The organism is Rosettibacter sp. KY25, assembly GCF_057554405.1.
Genome location: NZ_BAAJAO010000001.1, coordinates 211997 through 224001, shown reverse-complemented (window position 1 = coordinate 224001; position 12005 = coordinate 211997). Strand labels below are relative to the sequence as shown.

Annotated in this window: 9 protein-coding genes; 4 read left to right on the top strand and 5 right to left on the bottom strand. The window is 30.6% G+C overall.

All coding sequences use genetic code 11. From position 1 onward, the window contains the following. Window positions 1-2: 2 nt before the first annotated feature. The 4 genes from AC27L2_RS01020 to uppS are packed head-to-tail and all read right to left on the bottom strand — an operon-like array spanning window position 3 to window position 4374. Window positions 3-503, bottom strand: coding sequence for an OmpH/Skp family outer membrane protein (locus AC27L2_RS01020; protein ID WP_487209790.1), 501 nt, complete (start codon window positions 501-503; stop codon window positions 3-5). 15 nt (window positions 504-518) lie between these two features. Then, window positions 519-1067: an OmpH/Skp family outer membrane protein gene (locus AC27L2_RS01015; protein ID WP_487209789.1), complete on the bottom strand. Its 549-nt coding sequence runs from the start codon at window positions 1065-1067 to the stop codon at window positions 519-521. 24 nt (window positions 1068-1091) lie between these two features. Further along, window positions 1092-3584, bottom strand: a complete 2493-nt coding sequence (gene bamA, locus AC27L2_RS01010) for an outer membrane protein assembly factor BamA (RefSeq protein ID WP_487209788.1) — start codon at window positions 3582-3584, stop codon at window positions 1092-1094. A 1-nt stretch (window position 3585) separates the two neighbouring features. After that, window positions 3586-4374, bottom strand: a complete 789-nt coding sequence (uppS, locus tag AC27L2_RS01005) for an undecaprenyl pyrophosphate synthase (RefSeq protein WP_487209787.1) — start codon at window positions 4372-4374, stop codon at window positions 3586-3588. 277 nt (window positions 4375-4651) lie between these two features. Between uppS and uxuA the strand changes: the two genes are divergently transcribed. Further along, on the top strand, window positions 4652-5845 hold the full coding sequence (gene uxuA, locus AC27L2_RS01000; RefSeq protein WP_487209786.1) for a mannonate dehydratase: 1194 nt from the start codon (window positions 4652-4654) through the stop codon (window positions 5843-5845). 100 nt (window positions 5846-5945) lie between these two features. Then, window positions 5946-7244, top strand: coding sequence for an alpha-L-fucosidase (locus AC27L2_RS00995; protein WP_487209785.1), 1299 nt, complete (start codon window positions 5946-5948; stop codon window positions 7242-7244). Window positions 7245-7433: 189 nt separating this feature from the next. Here AC27L2_RS00995 and AC27L2_RS00990 read toward each other — a convergent pair whose 3' ends face one another. Further along, entirely contained in the window at window positions 7434-8507 is a 1074-nt protein-coding gene (locus tag AC27L2_RS00990) for a T9SS type A sorting domain-containing protein (protein ID WP_487209784.1), read from the bottom strand. 749 nt (window positions 8508-9256) lie between these two features. Between AC27L2_RS00990 and AC27L2_RS00985 the strand changes: the two genes are divergently transcribed. Continuing rightward, window positions 9257-10291, top strand: a complete 1035-nt coding sequence (locus tag AC27L2_RS00985; protein WP_487209783.1) for a LacI family DNA-binding transcriptional regulator — start codon at window positions 9257-9259, stop codon at window positions 10289-10291. A gap of 318 nt (window positions 10292-10609) precedes the next feature. Further along, window positions 10610-12001, top strand: a complete 1392-nt coding sequence (locus AC27L2_RS00980) for an MFS transporter (protein ID WP_487209782.1) — start codon at window positions 10610-10612, stop codon at window positions 11999-12001. Window positions 12002-12005 lie beyond the last annotated feature (4 nt).

Below are 12005 nucleotides of genomic sequence, written 5' to 3'. Positions count from 1 at the left end.
ACTCACTTTAATTTTTCAAGAACAAGATTTGTGACATCGTATTCTTCTTTGGCATAGAGAAACATTATATCGCCGCTTCTATCAAATATAAAATCATAATTATTTTCTTTTGCAACTTCTTGAATTGCATTAAAAATTCTATTGAGGATTGGTTTATTTAATTCTTCCTGTTTTTGAAACAATTCGCCTCGAACACCAAATTTTTCCTGTCTGAATTTTGAAATCTGATCTTCCATTTGAACAAGTTCTTTTTCAATTTCAACTCGTCTTTGTTCGCTTAAAATTAATTTTCTTTTTTCATAATCATCATACTTTGCTTTCCAATCCTTTTCCATTTTATTTAATTCTTCCTGCCATTCTTTAATTATAGCATCTAATTTTTTTTGTGCATCTTGATATTCTGGAAGCTGCTTCATTATTGCATCACTATCAACATAACCAATTTTTAATTGTGCATAAGAAACCGAAGCAATAAGAAAACAAATTAATAAGAAATTTTTCATTTTATAATTCCGTTTTTATTTTCCTCTTTTCAGACGGTCGAGAACCTTGAATGTTATGTCGAAAGAAGGGTCAGCGTAAAGAACAACAACTTCACCTGCTTTGTCGAGCACATAATGCATCCCTTCTTCCTTTGCTACACTTTCAATTGCTTTGAAAATTTTTTGTTTGACAGGAGCCATTAATTGGTCCTGCTTTACGAAATATTCGCCATTTGGCTGACTGAATTTTTGTTCTCTAAATTGCTGAAGTCTTTGTTCTTTTTCGATGATTTTTTGCTGAGCTTCGCGTTGTTTTTCTTGTGTCATTGTTTGAGCTTGTTTTTGATAATCAGCATAAGCATTCTGAAGTTCAGTTGCCATACTGTCTGCCTGTTTTCTCCATTGAGATACAAGTGCTTCAAGGTCACTCTTTGCTTTAATAGCTTCTGGAAATTGAGCTAATATAATTTCTGAATCAACATAGCCCACTTTTAATTGAATTGGTTGCTGAGATTGTGTTTGTGTTTGTTGAGTTTGTGCAAATATTGAAACTGCTGCAAAAATGATTAATATTACTTTTTTCACGATAACCTCTTATTTAATTAATTATTAAAAACCTTTTCCAAACTGGAAGTGGAACAACCATTGTGGATTTTTGCCATCCACACTTCTTCTATCAAATCCATAACCATAATCAAAGCCAAGTAATCCAATTGGATTTATTAAAACTCTTGCACCTACACCAACTGAACGCTTTAAGTCAAATAAATTTGCTTGTTTGATATCGAAAAATACATTACCTGCTTCCGCAAATGCAAGTAAATAAATAGGAATTGGTTCTAAAGCCAGTGCAGTTCTAAATTCAAATGTATATTTTACCATTACACGACTTCCAATTACATTGCCTCCTGCATCAACTATTCCTAAACTTCTATCCTCATATCCACGCAAGGGGACTGTTGCTATTATCATTCCATTTCCACCCATATAGTAAAAATCAAATGGATTGATTTTTTTGAAATCTCCAAGATTGTGAATATATCCAAGATTTGTATTTGCATAAAGAACAATTCTATTTGTATTGAATAGAGGTTTATACCATTCTGTTGATAAATCAATTTTGTAGTAATCAACATTTCCTGGAAGAAGTGGACCACCAGATAATTCAGCATTCAATGCAAATTTGGAGCCTCGTGAAGGGAAAATTGGATTATCGATATCTGTTCTTGTAATTGCTGTTCCAATTGTATATTGTCTTGTTAAGCCTTCAATGTAGAAACCACCACCATCAATAATATCATTGTATTGAAATCTGAAAGAACCTTGAACATAGAAAAAGTCATCGGGCCAAGTTAATCTTCTTCCAAGTCTGAAAGAAATTCCTGATTGACGCATGTCGTAAACATATCGTTGTCTTGTATCAAATAAATCAAATCCAATTGAAGTTGGTGTATCCATAAGCCAAGGTTCTGTAAATCCAAGTGAGAAAGTTCTATAATAATTTCCAACTCCAAATTGCCAGTTGAAGTTAAGGATTTGTCCTCCTCCCATTTGGAATGGTTCAGTAATTGAGAAGTTTGTCAAAGTAAAACCAATTGCACCGCTGAAACCAAAAGCTCCACTGTAACCAACAGAAGCATTTAAGTAGTCACTTGATTTTTCTTCGACTTTGTAAATTAAATTGACTGTGCTGTCGTTAACAGGTCGGTAATCAATTCCATTTTTATAAAGACTTTCCGAATTAAAATACTGAAGATTTGCAAGTTGCTGAAGACTTCTTAAAATTAATCCTCGGCTGAAATAAAAGCCTGGGATAGTATAAAGTTCTCTTCTTATAACTTTGTCTTTGGTTTTTGTATTTCCCTGAATATCAACTTTTCCAATCTTAAATCGATTTCCTTCATTAATTCTAATAATTATATCAATTGAATCTGGTGCTACTTTTTGTTCTTTTGCATCAATTGAAAAACCTAAGTAGCCGTTATCCTGATAAAGAGAGGACACATCAGATTGCTTTTCGTTATAATGTAAATTCTGATTGAATCTTTCATAATCGAAAACATCACCTTTTTTGAAACCAAGGCGTTCAGTTAAAACTTCATCTGGATAAACTGTGTTACCTTCCCAGATAATATTTCTAACTTTGTATTGATTTCCTTCATAAACATCAATAATTAAATCAAGATATTTTTTATCTTCAGAAAATATCAATGTATCTTTTAAAATAACAAAATCTCTGTAGCCGTTTTTTTGATAGAACTTTGTTAAAAGCTCTTTATCTTTTTCGAACTTATCTTTTTTGAAATTTGCCGATGACCAAAACTTCCACCATTTTTTTTCTTTTGTATCATCAAACTGGCTTTTTAATTTACCATCATCAAATGCAGTGTTACCATTAAAGACGATGCTTCTGATTTTTACTTCGTTACCTTCGTTGATATCCAGAACAACAAGAACTCTTTCTTTAATTCTATCTATTGAGTTAAATGAAACTGCTTTTTTCAGCTCATATTTAGTTTGATATTCTTCAGAAAAGTTTTTTTCGTTTCTCCATGTTACAGTAATTTCGTCTTTTGAAGTATCTGCTTTAAAAAAGATATAATACTTTGGAGTTATTTTGGCATTGAGGAAGCCTTCGTCAATGTAAAGTTCTTTTATCTTTTGAATTATTCTTGCAACTTCCTGAGGTTTAAGAGTTTGTCCTCTGACAATTGTAATTTTTTTATTGATATTGTCTGTGCTTACTTCGTCGTTGCCTTTAATTACAAATTGTTCGAGCCGTGGATATTCTTTTACTTTTATTTGTAGAAAAATTCCATCATCAATTTTTTTCTCAATGAGAATTTGAACATCCTGAAATATTCCTAAATTCCAGAGCCTTTGAATTGCATTGTTTGTTTGGTCGCTTGGTATAGAAATTTCATCTCCGACCTTCAAACCAGTGTTTGCAATTATTGTATTTGCATCTGCAGTTTTATTTCCAACTACATTGATTCCGAGAATTTTGTAAGTTGATTTTTGGTATTGCGGATAAATGATTGATGATAATAAAAAAAGGCTGATAAAATAAACTGAGAATTTTTTGAAATTAAGTTCTGGCATTTTAATTCTTCTTGATGTTCTTTGATATTTGTTCACTTACTAAACCAAATCTTCTTTCTCTTTTTTGATAGTCTCTTATTGCATCTAGTAGTTGTTTACATCTAAAGTCGGGCCATAAAGTATCAGTTACATAAATTTCCGAATATGCAATTTGCCATAAAAGAAAATTACTGATTCTGAATTCACCACCACTTCTGATTAATAAATCGGGATTAGGTAAACCAGCAGTAGTGAGATTTTTTGAAATTAATTCTTCATTAATTGCATCGATAGAAATTTTTCCTGTAAGAACCTGTGCGCTTATATTCTTAACTGCTTCTACAAGTTCCCATCTGCCGCCGTAACTAAGAGCAAGGTTTAAGATCATCTTGGAGTTGTTTGCTGTTTTTGCAATTGCATTATCAAGTTCTTTTTGAACTATTTCAGGGAGAGAACTTTTATCTCCAATTGTTGTCAATCTAATGTTGTTTTTATTTAATTCATCTGTTTCTTTTTTCAAACTTTTCACAATCAGTTTCATTAATGTAGATACTTCTTCTTTTGGTCTTTTCCAGTTTTCAGTAGAAAAAGTATAAAGTGTAAGAACATCTACTCCAAGTCCTACACATGTTTCAACAATTATACGAACAGTTTCAACACCTCGCTGGTGTCCGGCAACTCGGGGTAAATTTCTTTTTTTAGCCCATCTGCCATTCCCGTCCATTATAATTGCAATATGTTTAGGAATATTTCCTTTAGCTTTTACTTCTTCTATAGCTCTTTTTTCTTTTTCTGTTAATCTTACTTTCAATTTATTTTTCTTTTTACCCCCTAATTTAGGCTCGAAAAAATAGTCTCCCATGCTGTAAATGTCAAGGAAAGTAAAAGAAAGTTGCACTAATAAAATTTCTGCAAATTATATCTGGAATAATTTTTTTGAAAAAAGTTATCTATTAATTACTATTAAAATTTTCGAGAAGTTTGAATTACAAAAAAGAATTTTATTAATTATAAATTCATTTTTATTAAATGAATGAATTATTTATTTCTTTATAATGTTATCAAAATAAAAATAATTAGAGGATTATATGGGATTTGAAAAAACATGGAGATGGTTTGGTCCCAACGACCCTGTATCATTGAAAGAAATTAAACAAACAGGTGCAACAGGAATTGTTACAGCACTTCATCAGATTCCAATTGGAGAAGTGTGGACTGAAGAAGAAATCCTAAAGAGAAAAAATATTATTGAGTCCGAAGGTTTAACATGGTCTGTTGTGGAAAGTGTTCCAGTTCATGAAGATATAAAAAAAAGAAAAGGTAATTATAAGTTATACATTGATAATTATAAAAAAACTATTAGAAATTTGGGCAAATGCGGCATTGATACTGTATGTTATAATTTTATGCCTGTGCTTGATTGGTCACGTACAGATTTAGAAACTGTTTTTGAAGATGGTTCAATCACAACAAAATTTGAGACAAAGGCTTTTGCTGCTTTTGACTTATTTATTTTAAAACGGAATGGCGCAGAAAAAGATTACACAAGCGACCAAATCAAACAAGCAGAAATCTATTTCAAAAATTTGAATGATAAACAAAAAGAAAAATTGATTAACACAATATTATTTGGACTACCTGGTTCATGGGAAGCTTATTCACTCGAAGATTTTAAAAAAGCTTTAAATGAATACTCTGATATTAATGATGAAGTATTAAGAAATAACCTCATTGAATTTATTAAAGAAATAATTCCTGTTGCTGAAGAATCAAATGTATTTATGGTTATTCATCCAGATGACCCGCCGCGCTCTTTGCTTGGATTGCCAAGAATTGTAAGTTCAAAAAGTAGTATTGAAAAAATATTAAATGCTGTTAATTCATATCACAACGGATTAACATTATGCACTGGTTCTCTCGGTGCAGGTATTCATAATGATGTAGTTGATATTGCAAAAAGTTTTGCTCATAGAATTAATTTCCTTCATTTAAGAAATGTTACCAGAAATGCTGACGGAGATTTTATGGAAGCAGACCATTTGAATGGCGATATTAATCTTTATGATATCATGAAAATTCTTCTCTATGAACAAAAAAGAAGAATTAATGAAGGAAGAAAAGATGTTAGAATGCCTATGCGTCCAGACCATGGCAGACTTATGATTCCAGACCAAAACAAAAAAGGAATTTATCCCGGCTATTCTCTTTTTGGAAGAATGAGAGCACTTGCAGAATTAAGAGGATTAGAACTTGGTATTATCTATTCAGAAAAATTATTTTAACATGTAATTTGTTCGACAAAATTTTTCTTGTAATAATGACTTTACACTTAATTGATTATTGCATGGTTAATTCCTTAAATTGCAAAAAAAATTAAAAGCCATGAAACGAATTATATTATTTTTCTTATTAGTGCCATTCAATTTTATTATCTCTCAATATAATTACATTCCTTCTGAAGAAAATTTGAAAAATAGAAACTGGTTTCAAGATGCTAAGTTTGGAATGTTTATTCACTGGGGAATTTATAGTGTGCTTGGTGACGGTGAATGGGTAATGCAGATTAAAAAAATTGATAAAAAAACTTATGAGCGTGTAGCAGAATTTTTTAATCCAATTGATTTCAACCCGCAGGAGTGGGTTTCGATTGCTAAGAAAGCTGGAATGAAATACATAACAATTACTACAAGGCATCATGACGGCTTTTCAATGTTTTATACAAAACAATCTGATTGGAATATTGTTGACAGAACTCCATATAAAAAAGATATAATTAAAATGTTATCCGAAGAATGTGAAAAGCAAGGGATTAAATTATTCTTCTATTATTCTCTTGTTGATTGGTACCACAATGATTACTTTCCTCGAGGTTCAACAGGACAATATTCAAACAGACCAGACAGCGGCAACTGGAATAATTATATTAATTTTATGAAAGGACAACTAAAAGAACTTTTAACAAATTATGGAAAAGTTGGAGGTATTTGGTTCGATGGATTATGGGATAAAAAAGGTGCAGATTGGAAGTTAGATGAAATTTACAAACTGATACATGAACTTCAGCCTGGTTGTTTGATTGGCAACAATCATCATCTTAGTCCAATTGAAGGAGAAGACTTTCAGATGTTTGAAAAAGATTTACCCGGACAAAACACTGCAGGATTCAGTGCTCAATCAAAAATTGGAAATCTTCCTCTTGAAACCTGTGAAACTATGAATAATTCATGGGGCTTTAATCTTCTGGATAAAAATTATAAATCTGTTAAAGAATTAATTCAATATCTTGTTAAAGCAGCAGGGAACAATGCAAACTTTTTACTTAATGTGGGACCAATGCCAAATGGTAAAATTCAACCTGAATTTGTTTCAAGGCTCGAAGAAATAGGGAATTGGTTGAATAAATTTGGTGAATCAATTTATGGAACAAGAGGTGGACCCATTCCTCAAAAATCATGGGGTGTAACAACTCAAAAAGGGAATAAAGTTTTTATTCATTTATTGAAATATGAAAATAATAATCTCCTATTGCCAAACTTTGGTAAAAAAATAAAATCGATTTCTTTATTTGATGGAACAAGTCTTAATTACAAACAAGATTCTTTTGGAATTACAATTGAAATTCCGGAGAATAAAATTGATACGATTGATACAATTATTGTTGCTGAACTTCTTGAAAATTAAGTTAGTCGTATAAAAAAACTTTTAGATTTTAGTTATACTTGAGAATAAAATTTCAATTGAGAATACAACTCACAAAATTGGGGCTGACTTAAAAAGTTTTTCAATTTAAGTTATCTGAAAATTTTAATATCTGAGTTTTATAACTCTCTTTTCAAAAAGATTACTTTTTATGTCAGCCCCTGATTAAAATTATCTTAGCAAAATCATCTTTCTTGTTATTGCTTGGTTATTAGCTTCTAATTTATAAAAGTAGATTCCACTTGGTAAATTATTAGCATGGAAAGAAACAACATATAATCCAGGACTTTTTTCGCTGTCAACAAGAGTTGCAATTTTATTGCCGAGTAAATCATAAATAGATAGTCTCACGCGAGTCTTTTTATCTATTGAATATGAAATTTTTGTACTCGGATTGAATGGGTTAGGATAATTTTGCATAAGAGAAAGATTATATGGCAAGAATAAATTTTCTTCTACTTTGGTTATGGGAGATGAAACATCATGCCATGAGGTACCAAGACGAATTTCATCAACTGCCATTGTCATTCCAACACCTTCGCCCCCAAAATGAACTACAACTCTATTGAAACCATTTGGAAGTTTCCAGTTACCTCTTGCATCGGCAATGCTTGTGTCAGGTTCGCCTCCATTTGGGTCAGGACTTACCCAAAGATGAACTCTTGCAGTTGAATCTCCTGACATTTGGATTCGTGCAACAAGCCACTGAGGTCCATCTTTTGTCATATATGGCGAATGACCTTCATCATTGTAAGTTGCAATACCAACCCAATCATTTCCCCATTCATGACCAATACCAGCTAATTCTTTGGTGCTATCATAAACACTTACTAATGCCCATCCATTATCAGTAAATCTTTCAAGTTGATATGCACAGCTCATCCAATAAACTGTACCTGCTTTCTGTGGCCATCTTTGAGCTAAGTAACGTCCATATCTTTGATAACCCCATGCAACTGCATTTGCTCCTTTAATGTGATAACCTGTGTTATGAATTGGGAAATTAATTAAATCATTATAAGCAAAGCCAGTATCTGTAACAACAAATACATTATAATTGATTGCCCAGGATGAGTCAAAAAGTACCCAAGGACCACCCCATCCATTCTCAGCTTTACCTTGATTATCGAGGTAAGTGCCTTTAGGATATTCGAATGATTCTCGTACAGATGTTTGTGCATTTGCTTGGGTGTAAGTTAATAAAATTAATACAGCAAATAATGGTAAATTCTTAAATAAATTCATAGGTGCCTCCATTTTAAGTTGGAAAAATTATTTTTTATTCGCAAACATTCCCGCAAACCTTTGCATTAATTGTTATAATATTTTCAAATGAATTTTAATGAAATCAATTTACATACCTGTTTTTAAGTATAAGAATTTGTATCCCAAAATAATTCATTAGTTATCATTTATATACTTTTGATAAAAATAAATTCTTGATATCTAATCAAAATGATAAAAAATGTCTTTAGAAACTTCAGAATTAAAATTTGAGTTAGTATTAATTATGGCCATTTGTTAGTTCTATCGATTAAATGGAAATTTAATTAGCTAATCCATATCTATATGAATTTTATATTAAGTGTGCTTAAGTTTTTTTAAATGACATATAAAAAAAGAAATATTAATCATGAAAATATTTATTTATAGAAAAACATCTTTGTCCCTCGTAAGTGCAAAAAACATTAAATATTGTATTAGCATAAGATGAACAATGATATAAAATTATTTATAAAAATAATTCATGCTTAATACAAACTTCCAAATATTTTTTTTATAAAAAAATAATTTTTTTAAGGTCATGATTTAATCAGAAATTTTATTTAATAATAGTTTGTATTGATTTATAAATTCTTTTGAATAAACAATTAAATCACACTTTGAAAATTTATTTATTCAAACGATTGATTTTCCAGGAATAATAAAATATTTTTGCAAATTGAAAATACATTAAACCGTTTTAATTTTTCAATTTTATTCAGGAACAAGAAATGAAAAGAATCACAATAGTTGATGTAGCAAAAAAAGCAGGTGTATCAAAGGGAACAGTTTCGGCAGTAATTAATGGTAAAAACACTGTAAAACCAGAGACACGAGAGCATATTCTTAAAATAATGAAAGAATTGAATTTTAGACCTAAAGGTATTGCAAGAAATCTTAAAAATGGAAATCAGGATAAGAGTATTGGAATTATAATTAAAGATATTAATTACCCATTTTATACTGCTATTGCATCTGGTGTTAAAGAATATGCAAATAGCAAAGGTTATTCTGTAATAATTACAAGCTCAGAAAACAATCATGAAAGTGAAAAGAAGTTTTCTCATTTATTTTCAACTAAAGATATAAAAGGCGCAATTATTGCTCCAATCGTAGAAGGGACAGCTGAAATTGAACATCTATTTAATCTAAGAATGTTAAACTTCCCGTTCGTACTTCTTGAAGATGTAAAGGGAATTCAAGCAAATGTAGTTGCAATAGATAATTTAAAAGCAATTAAGAAAGCTGTGAAATATTTGATGGATAGCGGTCATACAAAAATTGTTCATTTTGCTGGACCACCACATTCATCTCATACACAAGAAAGAATAGAAGGCTTTCGTCATGCTTTTAGTGAAAGCACCCTTGTTTTTCATCCTGATATGATTGTTCCAGTAGGAAGTGATTATGATGAAAGCTATAAAAAAACTATTGAGTATTTCAAGAAACGCAAAAAAGAAGATTATCCTACAGCTATAGTTTGTTTTAATGATTTACAGGCACTTTCTGTTATGCTCGCACTTAAAGATCTGAATATTCGTGTGCCAGATGATATTTCAATTATCGGCAATGATGATATTTTCTATGCAAAAATTTATCCTGTTCCTTTAACAACAATTCGAGCCCCTCAAAGAGAAATAGGGAAAAAAGCAGCTGAAATTTTAATACGCAATATTGAATCTTCTACTTTATTGCCGGTTGAAAAAGTTGTATTAGAAACAGAATTGATAATTAGAGAATCAACAAAAGTATTAAAGCATAATTGATTTCTCTTTAATCTAAATTCTAAAACTATCTTTTGTAATGTTCATTTCTTGAACAGTTATAATTTTTACATCTAAAAATTGTGTCCTATCTACACTTACTTTTCTTAATTCTTGTTGACATTTTCAAAAAATGTTTCTTATATTTAATCGGTTCAATAAATGTTGAACTGATAAAAGAAAAAAATATTTTTTTATTAAAACTTCTTTAGAACATAAATTTAATTAAGCTATAAATTAATGTATAAGAATTGCATTCATAATTAGCATCATTAATTCTTTTTTATTTAAAAGATTTCTTAACAATTACTGAGGTTAAAAGTGCAAACAGCTCAAGAAAAACTCTCTTTAAAAGAAAAAATTGGTTACAGTTTGGGAGATACTGCTTCCAATTTGTATTTCCAAACGTTCATGCTTTTCTTAATGTACTTTTATACTGATGTATTTGGACTTCCTGCTGCAGCTGTTGGAACTATGTTTTTGATTACAAGAATCTGGGATACTGTCAATGACCCGATTATGGGGACAATTGCAGACAGGACAAATACAAGATGGGGTAAATTCAGACCTTATTTGATTTGGGTCTCCATTCCTTTTGGAATTATGGGAGTTCTCACATTTACAACTCCTAACTTTGATGTAACAGGAAAATTAATTTATGCTTATGTCACCTATAATTTATTAATGATGGCATATACTGCCATTAATGTACCATATTCTGCTCTTATGGGAGTAATCACACCTAACTCGCTTGAAAGAACAGAAATTTCTTCTTTCAGATTTGTTGCTGCATTTGTTGGAGGATTAATTGTTCAGGCATCTACAATGTCACTTGTAAAATACTTTGGAAAGGGGAATGAAGCACTTGGATGGCAATGGGCTATGGGATGTCTTTCTATTCTTGCTGTTATTTTATTTTTAATTACTTTCTTAACAACAAAAGAAAGGGTTTATCCTCCTAAAGAACAAAAAAGTAATTTTAAGCAGGATATAAAAGATTTAATTCATAATAAACCATGGCTATTAATTGCTGGGGCAACAGTTTTTCAATTGTTATATGTTGTTATTCGTAATTCATCAATAATGTATTATTTCAAATATTATGTGAAAGACCAGCAATTAAATATTTTATTCTGGAAAGGGGATGTTTCTTTTGATGTTTTGGCTTCTTCATTTATGCTTACAGGAACAATTGTTACAATCTTAGGTGCAATTCTTACAAAATGGTTTGCAAAAAAATTTGATAAGAAAAATACTTACGCAGGGGCACTAATAATAAGCTCACTTTTTTGTGCTGTATTTTATATTCTGAAACCGCAGGATGTTTTAATAACTTTTATTTTGAATCTTTTCATTTCATTTGCACTTGGACCAGTTTCTGTTCTTCAATGGGCAATGTATACTGATACTGCTGATTATTCTGAATGGAAAAATGGAAGAAGAGCTACAGGTTTGTTAATGGCTGCATCACTTTTCTCGTTAAAACTTGGTCTAACTCTTGGCGGTGCTATTGTAGGCTGGCTTTTAGCTTATTATGGATTTGAAGCAAATAAGGATCAAGCTTTGGAAACTATTAATGGAATTAAATTGCTTATGAGTTTTTATCCAGCTATAGCTGGTTTATTAGGTGGTTTATTAATGACTATATATCCTCTTAATAATAAAATGATGGAAAAAATTGAAATTGAACTTGCTGCAAGAAGAGTAAATTAAATTT

Coding starts and splice junctions, on each gene's coding strand:
- AC27L2_RS00995 (WP_487209785.1), top strand. CDS start 5,946: ATGAAACGAATTATATTATTTTTCTTATTAGTGCCATTCAATTTTATT.
- bamA (WP_487209788.1), bottom strand. CDS start 3,584: ATGCCAGAACTTAATTTCAAAAAATTCTCAGTTTATTTTATCAGCCTT.
- AC27L2_RS00990 (WP_487209784.1), bottom strand. CDS start 8,507: ATGAATTTATTTAAGAATTTACCATTATTTGCTGTATTAATTTTATTA.
- AC27L2_RS01020 (WP_487209790.1), bottom strand. CDS start 503: ATGAAAAATTTCTTATTAATTTGTTTTCTTATTGCTTCGGTTTCTTAT.
- AC27L2_RS00985 (WP_487209783.1), top strand. CDS start 9,257: ATGAAAAGAATCACAATAGTTGATGTAGCAAAAAAAGCAGGTGTATCA.
- uxuA (WP_487209786.1), top strand. CDS start 4,652: ATGGGATTTGAAAAAACATGGAGATGGTTTGGTCCCAACGACCCTGTA.